Origin of the sequence: Fulvivirga sp. (assembly GCF_040218215.1) — a bacterium.
GTDB lineage: Bacteria > Bacteroidota > Bacteroidia > Cytophagales > Cyclobacteriaceae > Fulvivirga.
The window spans coordinates 769,885-786,620 of sequence record NZ_JAVJQL010000028.1 but is presented as its reverse complement, the minus strand read 5'-3'; the positions used below and the strand labels follow the sequence as shown (position 1 = coordinate 786,620).

General features: G+C 38.2%; 16 protein-coding genes and 1 tRNA gene. 10 read left to right on the top strand and 7 right to left on the bottom strand.

Features of this window, described 5'->3' with window-relative positions; all coding sequences use genetic code 11:
- Positions 1-152 precede the first annotated feature (152 nt).
- From RIB54_RS21795 to RIB54_RS21775, 5 genes are all read right to left on the bottom strand, one after another.
- Positions 153-707 (bottom strand): DinB family protein, encoded by a 555-nt coding sequence (locus tag RIB54_RS21795; protein WP_350103002.1) that lies wholly within the window; start codon positions 705-707, stop codon positions 153-155.
- A 76-nt stretch (positions 708-783) separates the two neighbouring features.
- Positions 784-1,335: a DinB family protein gene (locus RIB54_RS21790; RefSeq protein ID WP_350103001.1), complete on the bottom strand. Its 552-nt coding sequence runs from the start codon at positions 1,333-1,335 to the stop codon at positions 784-786.
- Between the two features lie 62 nt (positions 1,336-1,397).
- On the bottom strand, positions 1,398-2,003 hold the full coding sequence (locus RIB54_RS21785; RefSeq protein WP_350103000.1) for a Crp/Fnr family transcriptional regulator: 606 nt from the start codon (positions 2,001-2,003) through the stop codon (positions 1,398-1,400).
- 189 nt (positions 2,004-2,192) lie between these two features.
- Positions 2,193-3,389, bottom strand: a complete 1,197-nt coding sequence (locus RIB54_RS21780) for a class I SAM-dependent methyltransferase (RefSeq protein WP_350102999.1) — start codon at positions 3,387-3,389, stop codon at positions 2,193-2,195.
- Complete coding sequence (locus tag RIB54_RS21775) at positions 3,386-4,378, bottom strand: aspartate-semialdehyde dehydrogenase (RefSeq protein WP_350102998.1); 993 nt, start codon at positions 4,376-4,378, stop codon at positions 3,386-3,388. The genes RIB54_RS21780 and RIB54_RS21775 overlap by 4 nt, the downstream gene beginning before the upstream one ends.
- 112 nt (positions 4,379-4,490) lie before the next feature.
- Between RIB54_RS21775 and RIB54_RS21770 the strand changes: the two genes are divergently transcribed.
- The 4 genes from RIB54_RS21770 (at position 4,491) to RIB54_RS21755 (ending at position 10,805) form a co-directional block, all read left to right on the top strand.
- Complete coding sequence (locus RIB54_RS21770; RefSeq protein WP_350102997.1) at positions 4,491-8,654, top strand: lamin tail domain-containing protein; 4,164 nt, start codon at positions 4,491-4,493, stop codon at positions 8,652-8,654.
- Positions 8,655-9,063: 409 nt separating this feature from the next.
- Complete coding sequence (locus RIB54_RS21765; protein ID WP_350066341.1) at positions 9,064-9,450, top strand: TraR/DksA family transcriptional regulator; 387 nt, start codon at positions 9,064-9,066, stop codon at positions 9,448-9,450.
- Position 9,451: 1 nt separating this feature from the next.
- Positions 9,452-10,015 carry an SMC-Scp complex subunit ScpB gene (gene scpB / locus RIB54_RS21760; protein WP_350066343.1) on the top strand — a complete coding sequence of 188 codons (564 nt, stop codon included), beginning with the start codon at positions 9,452-9,454 and terminating at the stop codon, positions 10,013-10,015.
- A 22-nt stretch (positions 10,016-10,037) separates the two neighbouring features.
- Positions 10,038-10,805 carry a pseudouridine synthase gene (locus RIB54_RS21755; RefSeq protein ID WP_350102996.1) on the top strand — a complete coding sequence of 256 codons (768 nt, stop codon included), beginning with the start codon at positions 10,038-10,040 and terminating at the stop codon, positions 10,803-10,805.
- Here RIB54_RS21755 and RIB54_RS21750 read toward each other — a convergent pair whose 3' ends face one another.
- Both RIB54_RS21750 and RIB54_RS21745 read right to left on the bottom strand, forming a co-directional pair.
- A complete protein-coding gene (locus RIB54_RS21750) occupies positions 10,806-12,176 on the bottom strand; it encodes a sensor histidine kinase (protein ID WP_350102995.1) in 1,371 nt (456 codons plus the stop codon). It abuts the gene before it with no gap.
- A 160-nt stretch (positions 12,177-12,336) separates the two neighbouring features.
- Positions 12,337-12,409 (bottom strand) — tRNA-Phe (locus tag RIB54_RS21745).
- 83 nt (positions 12,410-12,492) lie between these two features.
- Between RIB54_RS21745 and RIB54_RS21740 the strand changes: the two genes are divergently transcribed.
- The 6 genes from RIB54_RS21740 to RIB54_RS21715 all read left to right on the top strand — a co-directional run bounded on the left by RIB54_RS21740 (position 12,493) and on the right by RIB54_RS21715 (position 16,736).
- The gene (locus tag RIB54_RS21740; RefSeq protein WP_350102994.1) at positions 12,493-13,830 is read left to right on the top strand and encodes a 4Fe-4S dicluster domain-containing protein; all 1,338 of its coding nucleotides are present in this window, start codon (positions 12,493-12,495) and stop codon (positions 13,828-13,830) included.
- Positions 13,831-13,904: 74 nt separating this feature from the next.
- Complete coding sequence (locus RIB54_RS21735) at positions 13,905-14,702, top strand: (Fe-S)-binding protein (RefSeq protein WP_350102993.1); 798 nt, start codon at positions 13,905-13,907, stop codon at positions 14,700-14,702.
- A gap of 90 nt (positions 14,703-14,792) precedes the next feature.
- Positions 14,793-15,668, top strand: a complete 876-nt coding sequence (locus tag RIB54_RS21730) for a thioredoxin family protein (RefSeq protein WP_350102992.1) — start codon at positions 14,793-14,795, stop codon at positions 15,666-15,668.
- Between the two features lie 7 nt (positions 15,669-15,675).
- Positions 15,676-16,044: a hypothetical protein gene (locus tag RIB54_RS21725; RefSeq protein ID WP_350069545.1), complete on the top strand. Its 369-nt coding sequence runs from the start codon at positions 15,676-15,678 to the stop codon at positions 16,042-16,044.
- Positions 16,041-16,331 carry a hypothetical protein gene (locus RIB54_RS21720; protein WP_350069548.1) on the top strand — a complete coding sequence of 97 codons (291 nt, stop codon included), beginning with the start codon at positions 16,041-16,043 and terminating at the stop codon, positions 16,329-16,331. Before RIB54_RS21725 ends, RIB54_RS21720 begins: the two co-directional genes overlap by 4 nt.
- Positions 16,332-16,412: 81 nt before the next feature.
- The gene (locus tag RIB54_RS21715; protein WP_350069552.1) at positions 16,413-16,736 is read left to right on the top strand and encodes a helix-turn-helix transcriptional regulator; all 324 of its coding nucleotides are present in this window, start codon (positions 16,413-16,415) and stop codon (positions 16,734-16,736) included.

The window sequence follows — 16,736 nt, the reverse complement described above, 5'->3', positions numbered from 1 at the left end:
AGGATTAGATAAGTTGTTGAAATGTGGAAAACCAAGGTTTACAACATTCCAACAACTATAATGGTAATGATATGTCTATTTTTTGATCGAAATATAATTTAATCGACCTGAGGCTTGTTTTTCAACATAGAAGACACCTTCCTAAAATAAGTTTAGAATTTATAGGTCGGAGGATCTATTCCGTTCATTCTGATATATAAATTCGCTTTTGCCCTGTGATTGGTCACATGGTCATGAGCAAAAATAATGGACTGCTGTCTGGTGATTTTGTAATCAGGCCCCAATGGCATTTCTACAGCAAGGTCTTCAGGCTTCAGTTCTTTGATTGCTGCAGTGTAAGTGTCAAATCCTTCTTCAACCAGTTTTCTTATGTCTGCTTTGGACATGGTACTGACGTCAGGCTCAGCATAGGCTACCTGCTCACCTTTAATCATTCCTTGCGCAAAATATTTTAAGGTGTAACCTATATGTACCATCTGAGAGGCAAAAGTTTTGCTCTCATCGGTTGGCTTGTAGGTGAACTTTTCTTCTGGCATGGCATCCAGTACTTCGAGCGTATGCATTCTGGATGTTCCCCACATTTGCATGACGGAACTAACAAATTCGGTGCTTTCAGCTTTCTCATGTTCTGGTGAATTAAAGGCTGAAAATAATGCAAGACCACATACTAATGTGGCTGCCAGGGCTAGGCTTAGGTAATTTTTCATCGATTTAAAGGGTTGGTTTTTCGTATTTTACGAATTTTTTGCCTCTAAAAGAATAGTTATTTGAAAAAGAACCGTTTCATTCTATGGCCTTCAACACATTTTTAATCTGCCAGACATGCCTTTCGTTATGAGTGATTACAAAACTTAATGCTTCGGCTACATTTAATTTTACCAATGGCCCAAGCGCTGTTTTTACTCTGAGGCTATTTAGGTCATGTGACTTATGAGCCTTTATAAAATCTAAAACCCATTTTGAATGGTTGAGGAAACTTTTAATTACCTGTTTGTCTAAATGGCTTGCCGGGGTGAGTTTTTTAAATGTTTTCATCTTGTAGGCTATTTTATCATTTTTTGGGCGCATGCCTTCTGAAAAGAACTTGCCTTTAATACCAAATTTGATAAGCCCATTTGATGGTTTGAAATTGTTCATTGTTTTTAACTGATCGATATAAACAATCATAGAAAGGTTCATATGCTCAAAGCACTCTAATACACTCCAGCTTTTGGCATCTACTTTTTGGTTCAATGTTTCGTCAGAATACTCTTCCAGATTCTTGGCAAAGTCTAGTTGTCTTGAAATTTCATCCTCTAATGACGTGAGAAACTCTTGTTGGGATATTTTAGCCATGTTTAAAGTTTTTACAAAAGTACAGGTCAGCTGTTTTCCTCAACTTGATCTATATCAAGAAATCAGCGGATCTTGGCCCTTAATCGGCTAAAGGTCTCCGGGGTCATGCCTAGGTAGGAGGCCAAATGCTTTTGAGGTACCAATTGCAATATGTGCGGACTTTGACTTAACAGCCTTTTGTATTTCTCTTCTGCGGAGAAAGACCTTGATTCCAATTGTCGCTTTGCCATATCAATAAGAATTTTAGCATTGAATTGGCGCCCAAAACGCTCAATGCATTTGAGCTCATCAAACATGCGCATCAGGCTTTGGTAGCTGATCCTCAATAAGGAACAATCTGTGATCGCCTGAATGTAGAACTCCGTAGGCTCTTGAGAGAGGAAGGACGCATACTCACCAGAGAAGTCGTTATTATATGTAAATCCTGCATTGATTTCCTCACCGTCTTTATCAGCATATAGTCTTAAAACACCATCATAAACAAAGTAAAACCAGTTTTCTATCTGACCGGACTTGGTCATGTATTCGTTTTTCTTTAATGCGCATTGTTCCCAGTATGAAGAAAACAGAAGCCATTCTTCCTGAGTCAAGGATGTATATTTTTCAACTTGTGTCCTTAGCGACACATAAATTTTATCTTCCAATATTGATGCAATCTGTTTTAGCATTGTAATTTAGTAAAATGCAGTTATTTGCAGACATAAGTTTGGCAGCAGCTTTTCTAAGTTTATTCTTTTTGTTAATAGGCTTATTTAAACCTTGGATTATGCTCTGGTGGGAAGACCGTCAGAATCGTAAAAAGGTGATTAAGGTCTATGGCTTTGCTGCTATTCTTTTTTATGTGATTTATCGAATTCTCAAAGAGCTCTATTCACTTTAGTACAAATAATCACAATTGGTTTGTTGTCAATATTGGTGCAGGCAAACACATACTTTTCACCACCATCTTTTAATTTGGTTTTTTTGCGGATTTGAGCCACATCATCCTTAAAATTTCTGGTAGCAATATTTGCCTTCCCTTCGGGAATTAGTTTAGTGATAAGTTTTTTGTCGAAATTAATGACCGCTTCAATTTTAAAAGTACGGCCAGGAAAACTTTCTAGCAGGCTTACACTTGTGTACAAATGTGTATGCTGATGAAGTTTTGCTACATTAAATTCACTGCTCACAAGTTGAAAGGCACCGGCTTTCATTATTGAGGCATTGGGCTCATAAAGAAAAGCTTGGGGTAAGGAAAAATCAGCATCACTCTTAGTTAGATCAGCCAGAGAAAATTTGAATATCTCATTGCCGCTGGTTGTTAAGTTAACTGTAGTAAACTCAACATTTTCTGAACCTTGAGTATCAGCAAAGTACAAAACCTCTTTGCAATCGTTGCCTACAGAAACGATATGCACCGCTGATATATTGGACAAAGACTTTAGACTTAAATCAATATCCAACATTGGAGAAGCTTTGATCATCACTTTTTTGGCGATGCTCAAAAGTTTAGGCAAAAGCTCTTCTATGTTTGGCTCACAATCTGAAAACCGGAATACACGATTCTGGTTTTTATCTCTTCTGGCCGGATCGATGTAAATGAAATCCACCGTGCCTTTAAAGCCTTCAATAAAACGCTCAGCCGTAGTGTTGTGAGTAGTAAGGTTATCCACACCCAAAGCACTAAAATTGTGTTTGGTTATCGAATACAGGATTTCATTTTGCTCGATGTAAATACCCTCATCGAAACGTTTTGAGAATGCCCAGGTATCTACCCCAGCACCACCTGTTAAATCAATAAAAGATTTTCCACCAACTAAATTCGCCTTATACAGGGCAGTAAGCTGCGAGGAGCATTGCTCCATGGAAATTTTAGGAGGGTAAACTAAGGATTGGGTTTTGTACCAATCAGGAAGTTTAGTTTTGGCTGTTTGTCTGGAGGCTATTTGAGCGGCCAGCTCTTGGATAGGGATGCCCTTGAATTCCTTATTTTTCAGTGAAAGCGCAAAAGGATCGGCATTTTCATTTTCCAAAATAAAGTTTTGGACATCCTTATCAAGAAGTTGTTCTATCAATATACGAGGTTATTGCTAGTCATGAACTGCGCTATTTGCACAGCATTTGTAGCAGCACCTTTTCTCAGGTTATCTGCCACTATCCACATATTCAAAGTGTTAGGCTGAGAGTCATCTCTGCGTAATCTGCCAACAAAAACCTCATCCTTGCCATGTGCATTTAATGGCATTGGATAAACGTTGTTCGCAATGTCATCTTCAACTATAATACCTTCAGCATTTTCAAGCTTTTCTCTAACATCATTAATATCGAAATCATTGTAGAATTCAACATTAACTGACTCAGAGTGTCCACCCATAACAGGTAGTCTAACTGCTGTGGCAGTAATTGCAATATCATCATCCTGAAGAATTTTTCTGGTTTCGTTCACCATCTTCATTTCTTCTTTTGTGTAGCCATTATCCATAAAAACATCAATATGTGGTAACACATTCATATCTATTTTATGTGGATAAACTTTATCTCCTTCTGCGCCATTGCGCTCGTTCATCAATTGATCAACGGCCGCTTTTCCCGTACCTGTCACAGACTGGTAAGTGGATATTACTAACCTTTTGATTTTATATGCCTTATGAAGCGGTGCCAGTGCCAATACCATCTGTATGGTTGAGCAATTAGGGTTTGCTATAATTCTATCGTCTATTCTTATCACCTCACCATTAACTTCAGGTACTATCAGTTTATGTGCAGGGTTCATTCTCCATGCTGATGAGTTATCAATTACGATAGTCCCTACTTCTGCAAAACGCGGAGCCCACTCTAAAGAAGTAGAACCACCTGCTGAGAATATGGCAATATCCGGAGTGGCTTTTACAGCGTCTTCTAATCCAATAACAGTGTATTGCTTCGATTTATAAGAAAGCTGTTTACCAACAGAGCGCTCAGAAGCGACCATTAATAGTTCATCAATCTCAAAATTTCTTTCGGCTAGTACTCTAAGTACTTCTTGACCCACCAGGCCAGTCGCGCCTACAACTGCTAATTTCATTTTTAGTAAATTCTATGTTAATTTAATACTAAGCAAAAATAGTATTTTAAATATTTACGCTATCCATTTGAAAAGATTTCTAGCATATCTTTTTATTGCATTCGGTTGCATAATGAGTTCTATTCCGCTTTTGGCTCAGGTCAATGATGCTTTTGAGGACGGAGATTTTACTAATAACCCGGTTTGGGTTAGTTCCAACTTATCTGGGAATGGTTATGATTTTCAGGTAAATGCTGGCGAGTTACAAAGTTCAGGTCCAAGTGCAACTACAAGTTTGTCAATCACTACGACAGCATTTACAACAATTTCAGGCTTTGAAACTACTTGGCAATTTAAAGTACGCTATTCTCAAGCGCCAAGCAGCACCAATAAGGTAGAAATATTTCTACTCAGTGACCAAGCCGATTTGAACTCAGATCCACAGGGATATTTCATAAGGTTGGGAGAAGGAGGCAGTGGTGACGGTATTGATTTGTTCAAAACGACCTCAGCTACGGCAATCATTTCAGACCCAAACCCAAGTATATTTGAAGGGATTAATGTTCACGTTAGAGTTACTAGGACTGCTGCGGGTGAATGGCTGCTAGAAGCTGATGCTACTGGGGGAGATACTTTTAATACCATTGGTACAGTAACAGATACTGAGTTTTTATCTGGAACAGTTTTCGGATTTAAAGTATATCATACTTCTACCAGAAATTTTGACTATTACTTTGATGATGTAGTAATCAGTCAGATCAATACCGATAACAGTGCTCCTACATTAACAAGCTTAGCGGTCATAAATGAGACAGAGATATTGCTAACTTTTGACGAATCACTTGATCCAGCGTCTGCTAAAAATTCAGCAAATTATGCTTTGGTCGGTTTGGCCAACCCTATTACAGCAACTTTAACCGCACCAAACGAAGTGAGACTAACTTTTTCAGCTGAATTAGCTAATGGAGACTACACTTTAGAAATTTTTAATGTTGAGGATCTAAAAGGCAATGCAATAGCTACTCTTGCTCAAGACTTTAATGTCTTTTTTCCTGATGCTCCTGAATTTAGAGATGTACTGATCACAGAAATCATGGCTGATCCAAGTCCGGCAGTCAGCTTGCCAGATGCTGAATTTGTAGAACTTTTTAACAAAAGCTCAAAAACCTTCGACCTTGAAGGCTGGAAGTTTTCAGATGCCAGCACTTCTGTGACTTTGCCTACTTTCATTCTCGAACCCGAGGCTTTTGTGATTATTTGTGCTAATGCGAACAAACCACTATTCGAGCCTTATGGACATGTTATAGGCGTTTCATCTTTACCCTCATTAAACAATACTTCTGATCAGATTTCATTGAAATATGTGGATAACTTACTTATAGATTCAGTGGCATATTCTAATGATTGGTACGCAGAGGAAGATAAAAGTGATGGAGGTTATTCGCTAGAGTTAATAGATGTGAATAATATTTGTGGCGGTGCCAATAACTGGAAGGCTACAAGCTCAGAAACAGGAGGCACCCCTGGAGAAATCAATTCTGTAAATGATCCCCTGGCTGGTGCAGCAACACCTTCTATCATTTCTATTTCAGTTATGGGTGATCAGCAGATATCTGTTTTAATGTCGGAGCCACTGGACAGCACATCAATAGAAGCATCTAATTTTCAGGTGGACCAGGGTCTTATTGTAAATAATGTCAGCTTAAATAATGACACCTTATTTCTGAGTTTTGAAAGTTCAATTGTACCGAATACTGATTATCAGTTAAGTATTGCTACCATTTCTGATTGCACAGGAAATACCGTTGGTTTTAATAATGAAACATTCCAGCTTTTTGTAAATCCAGAGATTAATTACCGTGATGTTATCGCAAATGAGATCATGGCTAATCCTTCTGAAGAGACTTCTTCCCCTAATGTTGAGTTTGTAGAGCTATTGAACAAAAGTGATAAGCTGATTAATCTCAAAGGCTGGAAATTTACGGATGGATCCAGAACAGCAGTTCTTCCATATTATTTTCTCAACCCATCTGAATTTGTCGTTCTTACCCCGGCAGGGAGCCAACTTTTGTTTGATAGTGAAGTGCCTGTAATTGGTCTTTCTGCATTTCCTACATTAAATAATTCTGGTGACACACTTCAACTTTTGACTGATGCTGAAACCAAGGTAGATTCTTTAGCCTATTCGAGCTCGTGGTATCAAAGCACTACCAAAGATGATGGTGGCTTTTCTTTGGAATTGATAGATGAAAATAATACTTGTAGCATTAGTACAAACTGGATAGCCAGTGTGGATAACTCTGGCGCAACACCTGGGAATACAAACTCGGTCAGAGATATTGAGTCAGGAGCCAGTTTACCTGAGTTAATTGCGGTAACAACTCAAAATGATAATGAACTATCAATAGAATTTTCTGAATATATTAAGCCAGAATCAATAGAGCTTGGTGATTTCATCATTGATCCAACAATTGAAATAAGCATGATTAGTCAAGAAGATAATATTTTGACGTTACAGCTCTCATCAAACTTAACGCCTAATCTAAACTATACCATCGCGGTTTCTGGAGTTGAAGACTGTACTGGAAATTCAATAAGTCCTGTGACTGAAGAGTTTTTGCTATTTGAAAACCCAAATATAAATTACAAGGAAGTCGCAATTAATGAAATTATGGCCAACCCATCCATTGAAACTGATGTGGCAAATGCTGAGTATATAGAATTGTTCAATAACAGTGGAAAAACCATCAACCTTCAAAATTGGAAAATTACGGATAAGTCCAGAACCGCGTCTTTGCCATACTATCTTTTAGAATCTGATGAATTTGTGGTTTTAACTGACACTCAAAATGAAGTGGAATTCAGTACCCTTGAGAATGTCATTGGGCTGGAAGCTTTCCCAACACTCAATAATAGCAGTGACTCTCTTTTCTTAATTGATGAGAATGGGTCGACTATTGATTCACTTGCTTATTCGGCTTCATGGTATAGGAGTTCGATTAAAGATGATGGTGGTTATTCGCTCGAATTGATTGATCCGGCTAATTTTTGCGCAGAAGACTTAAACTGGATTGCCTCTGAAGATGAAACAGGGGGAACACCGGGAAGAGTAAATTCTGTGCACAGTCAAATGCCTGATAATATGGGTCCGCAACTGGAAGCAGCTTATGGATTGAGCAGCGACTCAATACAACTTACTTTTAATGAAATACTGGATAAGGAGAGCGTTTACAACGCCAACTACTCACTTTCGGATAACCTCATGGTGAGTGAAATTGTGACTGTGGATATTAAAACAGTTTACCTCATACTATCTGACGAAACACCTTTGATTAGTGGTAAGAAATATGAAGTTGTGGTAGCAAATCTCATCGACTGTCCGGGTAATATTATTAATGATCAATTCAACAGTGCCGACTTATTTCTTATTGAGGAGGCCGCTGTTGGCGATGTTTTAGTCAATGAAATACTTTTCAATCCCCGACCAAATGGAGTTGATTTTGTTGAGCTCGTTAATACCTCAAATAAGTATATCACCATTAAAAATTGGGCAATAGCCAATGGAGATTTGGAAAATGATTCTTTGGTAATAAATACAACCAGGGTTATTTCTTCTGAGCACAAGGTTATGGAACCGCAGTCATATCTTGCGTTGACCAGCGACAATATCATATTGAAGGACCAATACCCAAAAGCAATGGAAACGGCCTTTATAGAGATGACTGCATTGCCGTCATTTCCTAATGAAGAGGGACTGGTCGCGATTATAAATAATAAAGGTGTTGTGCACGATTACTTCGCCTACTCAGAAGATTTGCATGCAGATATCATCAATGATGTAGATGGAGTTTCTTTGGAGAGGATAAGTTTTGAAGTAAGCACACAAGATGATAACAACTGGATGTCGGCAGCAGCATCAGAAAATTTTGCTACACCCGGCTATTTAAATTCTCACGTAAGAAATATTAACCCAGCTTTAGAGGGCGAAATTACCATAGAGCCTAAGGTGATAATACCTGATGGCAGTGGGCAACGAGATTTTACCACCATAAATTATGCTTTTACCCAGACTGGCAATGTGGCCAATGTCAGGGTGTTTGATGTACAGGGAAGGGAAATAAAGATAATAGCCTTAAATGATTTTCTGAGCACAGAGGGCTTTTACACTTGGGACGGTTCAGATAATAATGGGCAAAGGGCAAAAATAGGCTACTATATTGTCTTTTTTGAAGTTTTTAATTCTAGCGGAGAAGTTAATTCCTTTAAAGAAAAAGTAGTGATTGGCAGTAGATTTTAGTAGCATATTTAGATACTATTCTAATATTTCTATTTAACAGAAATTTAATGGCTGAAAGTAAACCTGTTTCAAAAAATATGAGTTAATTAATAAAAAAAGCTGCTATGAATTGTATAATCGACAACGCGATTTTGCTGCTTGCCAGGCAGGGGCAAAATCCAAAGGCCATTAGGCGTTATATCCGGATGAAATATCGAATTAACATGGATTTAAAGTCCTTGAAAGAAAGAATTAAGAAACTAAGGCCAAATATCGAATTAAGTCACGCCTAGTTTTTGAATCTAATTTGCTGCTGTTGAGCGGGTTAAATAATTTGTAAAGATTATTTCAATGTAATCTTTTTTGTTTTGATTTGCTTAAATTATTTTTAGGCGCATTTTAGACAGCAGTTCTAATAAAATTCAAATACATGGGCATGGAAGAAAAGACTAAATATTCTGAGGCTGAACTTAAAGAGTTCGAAGAGCTGATCGTTGAGAAATTAGAAAAGGCCAAAAACGAGTTAAAGATTCTTAAGGGAACTTTGAACAAAAGTGATGATGAAGGAACTGATACAACTTCTGGAAACACCAAGGTATTGGAAGATGGGGCAGACACTGCTGAAAAGGAAAACTTAAGCCAATTGGCCGGTCGTCAGCAAAAATTTATCAATAACCTTGAAAACGCATTGGTGCGTATCAAGAATGGTACTTATGGTATTTGCTCAGTGACTGGAAAACTGATTTCAAAAGAAAGGTTAAAGGCCGTACCTCATACAACACAATCTATTGAAGCCAAGCTAAGTCAGCAAAACTGAGTTGGACTTTCTTCAAAATCATATTGAAGCATTAATATTTTGCTCTCCTTCTGCCATTAAGATTAAAGATTTACAGTCTTGCCTTAATGAGATGTTTGAGGCGGATGTACCCGAGAAAGACATTTTGGGTGCTGTGGAAAACCTGGAAGCAAAATATGCTGCGGATGAGTATTCATTTGAATTAAACCATGTAGCCGGGGGGTATCAATTTCTTACCAAACCAGCTTATCAGGCCAGTATTGGTATATTACTGAAACAACAATCTAAAAGAAGACTGTCTACATCAGCCCTTGAGACACTTTCTATCATTGCCTATAAACAGCCTGTCACCAAAGGCGATCTGGAATCTATTCGTGGTGTGAACTGTGATTACTCAGTACAGAAGCTTCTTGAAAAGGGATTGGTAGAGATAAAAGGTAAATCAGAAGCTATTGGTAGACCTGTCCTTTATGGCACCAGCGAAAAGTTTATGGAGTACTTTGGTATCAATAGTATCAGCGAACTTCCTACCCCAAAGGACTTTGCCCAAGCTGAAAATACAATAGGTGAAGAAAATGACGGCTAGAGTGTTAACTTTGTAGCCGCTCATGAAAAAGAATTCTAGAACTTTCAAAAAAAACCAACCCGCATCCGCACCAAGCGCAGGTAGCAGGTTAAATAAATACATTGCTAATGCTGGAGTATGCTCGCGCAGGGATGCTGACAAGCTGATAGCCACAGGTGAAATAAAAGTTAACGGTGAGGTTGTTACTGAACTAGGCTTTAAAGTTGGACAGGGCGATGAGGTAAAATATAAAGGCAAAGTATTAGTAGCCGAAAAATTAGTTTATGTTCTGCTTAATAAGCCTAAAGGGTTTATCACCACGACAGATGACCCGCAGGAAAGGAGGACAGTTATGGAATTGGTCAAAACCTCTGGCGAAGAAAGAATTTATCCAGTAGGTAGATTAGATAGGGCCACTACTGGATTGCTACTCTTTACAAATGATGGCGAACTAGCAGTTTCTTTAGCACATCCATCGAACAATATTAAAAAGATTTATAAGGTAGATTTAAATAAACCTTTAACCAAGGCCGATTTTGAAAAGATCGTGGATGGTCTTCAGTTAGAAGATGGATTAGCCATGGTTGACAAGCTCTCCTACCTTGATGACAAGAAATCGCTTGGTATAGAAATTCATATCGGCAAAAACAGGATTGTAAGAAGAATATTCGAGCACCTTGGTTATGAAGTTGTGAAACTTGACCGTGTAGTTTATGCAGGTCTTGACAAATCAAATCTCCCAAGAGGAAAGTGGAGGTTTTTGACAGATAAGGAAGTAATTAGGCTGAAGCACATGAATTCGGGTAAATAATTACTTCTTGTTTTCCTTTAGTATTAGTGTGAACGTACTGCCAACATTTTCTGTTGACTCCACTTCAATAGTAGCATTAATTCTTGCAGCGGCCTGAGTAGCTATGTATAGACCAAGCCCGGAGCCATCATTGTAACCAGTGGCCCTATAAAACATTTCAAAGATTTTCGGCAAACTATCTTCATTAATACCTATACCATTATCCTCAACTTTAATAATGCTGTTCTTGCCAGTTTTATGAAGTGAAGTTTTTACAAATCTGTTTTCTTTTTTACCGTCTGAGTATTTAATGGCATTGGAGACCAAGTTGCTTAAAATGCTATCAATCAAATAGCTGTCTGAGTAGAAATATTGTGTAAAACTATCATCTATGATTAGTGCTGGCATAGTACCGCTATTGCTAAACTTAAGCTGGGCATAGATATTTTTGACTACATGCTGAAAGTCAAGCCTGGAGATTTTTACAGGACTTTTTGCGGACTTCGAATAACTGAGAATATCACCAAATATGGTATCCAATTTTCTTAATTGCCTTTCAATTTTCTCAAAATAATTCTGGGCGGTACTATCCTTGGATTCAATCTTGCCAAGATTTGTCAATCCTAGCATAGATGCAATTGGGGCTCTCAAGTCATGTGATGTACTGTACAAAAAGCTGTCTAGTTCTTTATTCGACCTTATCAGGCTATTGTGCTCATTTTCCAGTAGCCACATTACCATACTAATGCCAATAAGGGATAGGGAGAACAGGTCAATAATACCATATGATGTAATAGGAAATGGGACAGAATACCCAGAGGCGTTAAAATATACGATAGACGCATGCCAAAGCTGCTGAAGCGAATAAAGCATAAAAGCCAGTAGCATAAATGTTTTGCTAAGGCTTTTATGGAATGCTTTGGAAACTAAAATTTTATAAACGAGCCATAAGAATCCAAGCCCAACAATATTGGATTTTATACCGACCCTTAATACATACCTTAAATTAGTTGCAGTGGCATCGCCATTACCAATAGTATAGGTTATCAATGAAAATACGACAACTGCAAGGCAGCTCAACACAACAGTTTTCGGCTTTATTTTTAGTTGTAAAATGTATTCATTTAATCCAATTATGATAAACAACAACTGCGTGTAGGTGCTAAATATGGCCAGAAATGAAACAAAATCTCTTTGCTCTATGGGAAGAACAAAAAGGAGCGCTGAACTGATGTACAATATTGCATAGCTGCCCCAGCTTGCAGACCACCATTTGAGGAAAGACCGATTGTAGTTTTTATAGTAAGAGTAAAATAGAAATGATAGAATTACGGCTAGCAGAACCTGCGCCATGTAGGTGAACAAAAGTCTTTCTATAGAATCAGAGTTCATAAAGGAATAAAGATAGAATTCTACAATCAAGAATTATTATAAATTAGAACAAAAATAGTCGGCATGCATACTATTTTCAAGTCTAAATATTACTTTTGGAAAGTACTCTGAGAGGGTTAAAAAAACAAAAACCCCTTGATAATCAAGAGGTTTTTGGAGGTGGTGCTGAGTGGGCTCGAACCACCGACTCACGGATTTTCAGTCCGATGCTCTACCAACTGAGCTACAGCACCGTTAAAAGTGGATGCAAACTTATAGAATTTTGTATTTGGTGCAAATATTTTTGTTAAAATTATAGATAATAAATATCTCAACTATGCAATTTGTACAACAAGCGATTTTTTTGATAGTGGTGGGAGCGGCAGCTTTCATTTTATCTAAAAGGATATCCAGGATAAGGCAGAATATACTTCTGGGTAAGGATGTAGACCTTTCTGGTAACAAGTCTGACAGATTAAATAACATGCTGCTTGTCGCTTTTGGTCAGAAAAAGATGTTTAAAAGACCTATTCCGGCAATATTGCATTTGTTTATTTATGTTGGTTTTTTGGTAATCAACCTTGAGGTGCTGGAGTTTGTGCTCGATGGTGCTTTAGGAACCCATCGTTTGTTTGCGCCTTACCTCGGAGGGTTTTACAATGTTCTGATGAATATCTTCGAATTCTTGGCAGTTGCAGTATTGTTATCTTGTGTTGTTTTCCTGATCAGACGAAATGTCTTAAAAGTCAAACGCTTTCATTCGCCAGAAATGAAGAAATGGCCAACTTTGGATGCTAACCTGATCTTGGTAATAGAGATTGTTTTGATGATTGCTATTCTTAAAATGAATGCGGCAGATCAAATTCTCCAAACAAGGATGCCAGAGAAATTTCATGCTACAGGCTCATTGTTTTTTAGCTCCATGCTAATTCCAATCTTCGAAAATTTCAGTACAGGATTTCTGGTGTTTGTTGAGCGTGCTGCCTGGTGGTTTCACATTGTGGGCATCTTAGGTTTTGCTATATACATTACCTATTCTAAGCATTTGCATATAGCACTGGCATTTCCAAATACTTATTATGGAGATATTAATCCTAAAGGGCAGATGAATAATATGGATGCTGTGACCAATGAAGTAAACATGATGTTGGGCATTCCTACAGAGGCGAGCAATGAACTGCCAGCGGAGGTTGGCCGCTTTGGAGCTAAAGATGTGAATGACCTGACATGGAAAAATATTTTAAATGCCTATTCATGTACAGAGTGTGGAAGGTGTACTTCTGAGTGCCCTGCGAACCAGACAGGCAAGCTGCTATCACCAAGAAAAGTGATGATGGATGTGCGTGACCGTGCTGAGGAAGTGGGTAACAGTCTGACGAAGGGCGGTAAAGGCCTGGAAGATGGTAAATCTTTATTGGGCGATTATATCACTAAAGAGGAGATCAATGCCTGTACAAGTTGTAATGCCTGTGTGGAGGCTTGTCCTGTCAATATCAATCCACTGGAAATAATTTTAGAAATGCGCAGGTATGTAGCCATGGAAGAATCTGGCTCTCCTGCTTCATGGAATTCAATGTTCCAAAATATAGAAACCAATTTTGCCCCATGGAAATTTCCTCCAACGGACAGATTTAATTGGGCGAATGACTTAAAATCAGAAAAGAAAGAAGGTTGAGATGTTAGTATTAATTTAATCTCACAACGGAAATTGTCTTAATACTAATTACTGACCACTAAATACTAAAACTAATGAGCGATACTACATATAAAGTACCAACCATGGCCGAGATGGCCAGTTCAGGAGAGAGCCCGGAGATTTTATTTTGGGTAGGATGTGCCGGTTCTTTTGATGACAGATATAAGAATGTGACCAAAGCCTTTGTGAAAATTTTGAACAAGGTAGGAATATCATTCGCTGTGCTCGGCCCGGAAGAAACCTGTACGGGAGATCCTGCAAGAAGAGCCGGAAATGAGTTTTTATTCCAGATGCAGGCGGTGGCCAATATTCAGGTGATGAATGGCTATAATGTTAAAAAGGTGGTGACCGCTTGTCCGCATTGCTTTAATACCATTAAAAATGAATACCCTGCATTAGGAGGTAAATATGAGGTAATCCACCACTCTACTTTCTTGCAACAGCTAATCAATGACGGTAAAGTAGGCATGAAAGGTGGCGGTGAATTTAAAGGCAGAAAGATCACTTATCATGACTCTTGCTATCTGGGAAGGGCCAACAATATTTATGAAGCTCCAAGAGAAGTGCTTGAGGCGCTGGATGCCGAATTGGTGGAGATGAAAAGGTGCAAAACCAAAGGTTTCTGCTGTGGGGCTGGTGGGGCTCAAATGTTTAAGGATGCCGAGAAGGGAAATAAAGAAGTAAATATTGACCGTACTGAGGAGGCTCTGGCAACAGGAGCTGATACTATTGCTGTTGGCTGTCCTTTTTGCCTGACCATGATGAGCGATGGTGTTAAGAACAAGGAGAAAGAAGGCTCAGTGCAGGTGAAGGATCTTGCTGAGCTGATTGCCGAGTCAGAAGGACTATAATCGAAGTTTAACAACTCGATAACAATATTTAAGAATTCGTTAACAAAGCTGGCGAAGTGATGTGAGTAGGTTTGGGAAAAACCTACAACCATGAAACATTACTTCGCCATTTTTCTTTTCATCACTTGTTCATCAGCTGCATTTGCCCAAAGGGGATACCAGCTCAATACCAAAGGCCAACCCAACCTGCTCGGACCCATCAGTGTCAAGAGCCTTAACAAATCACCTTACAAAGAATGGTATGAACCCAATTATGACTCGAGCGCCATTGACAAAAATCTGCTGGGTCAGATTAAACCGCTTTTAAGTGAAGTTGATTCTATTCAAATATTCTTTGGAACCTGGTGTGGTGATAGCCGAAGAGAAGTGCCAAAATTTTTGAGGATTTTAGATGATGCAAAATTCAAGAAGCACACCATTATTGGGGTGAGCAACACCTTTGAAGACTATAAGCAAAGTCCTTTTGGAGAAGAGCAAGACCTTAATATACACCGCGTGCCTACTTTTGTTTTTTATAAGAAGGATGAAGAGGTTGGCCGTATTGTGGAGTCGCCTGTAACCTCATTGGAGGAGGATTTAATTAGTGTGCTCTCAAATAATGAATATGAACCAAACTACAGGGTGGTTACTGAGTTGAATAAGTTATTTGAAACTACTCCGGTGAAAACGCTTCATAAAAACATCGACTCGTTGGCCGCAACCTATGCGCCATTGGTAATGAACATGTACGAGCTAAATACCTATGCACTCAAACTATTTACTTCATTTCAGATACCTCAGGCAGAATTGGTGTATCAGATTAATAGTAAAATATTTAAGGAAGAATACTATCCAAAATATAGTTTGGCCAGATATTATATGATGGTTGGTGATGACCAATTAGCAAGACTGGCCACACTGGAAGGTCTTCAACTTGAGCCTGAAAATGACCACTTAAAATCACTGCTGGCAGAGGTTTCTAAATAGCATTTTTGTGAATAATTGGGCAGAAGTGGGTATTATTGGAAATATGTTAATACCCTCCCCACTTGACTCATTTCTTTCAGTAGCACTGTACGTATTATTAGTCTTTATCATTTACAAGGGTGTAGCTCAATATATTCTAAAATCTAAGGAGGGCGTGGAGGAAGCAAGATCACTTGTTCCTTTAGGTGCTATCGGGTTAATATTTGGAATTATAGGATATATAAGAGGCTATATGATGGCATTTGAAGCAATAGAAGCTGCTGGTGACATTAGTCCTTCAATTGTTGCAGCTTCATTTGGCCAAAGTGGTAGTTATCCAATTCTTGGATTAATATGCCTAGCTGTATCATACTTATTCAAGTATATCAACCAATGAAGCATCCTGTCTCAAAAGCTTCAATACTTATTTCTCTAGTAGGCTTGGTAATTATTTTATTCAAGCATTACCAAATTGGATCAGGTTTTCAATATGATCCAGAATATTATGGTTTTCAAGTTTTTTCGTTGCTTAAATATACTTTAATAGGACTGGCTTCATTAATTCTAAGTATAGCTTCTATAATCAAAAAGGAAGTAAAGCACCTTTGTGTTATATCAATGTTGCTGGCACTCCTTACTATCATTCTTCCCTTAACGGATATTTGGGTAATATTTATAGGCTGACATTTATTAAGCTCAAAAACTTTATTTGAAAAGCCTCGTATATTTTATACATTTATTAATTAAATAGATGTATAGATTAATATGACACAACTGGGCAACCTTGAGGAAATGATTCTTTTATTGGTTTTAAAATTCAATGAAGGAGAAGCTTATGCGGTATCTATAGCCGCAGAGTATGAAAAGGAGATGCACAAGTCCATTTCTATTCCCGCGGTACACACTGTACTCAAGAGGCTGGAGACCAAAAAGTTTATTGATTCAAGACTTGGTGAAGCCACTCAACTAAGAGGCGGAAAAAAGAAAAGGCTCTATAATGTCACCCAATCGGGCTATGAGGTGCTTCAGGAAATCCAAAAAAGCAGAAGCAATCTGTGGGCTGCCGTACCTAAATTAAAATTTGACTAG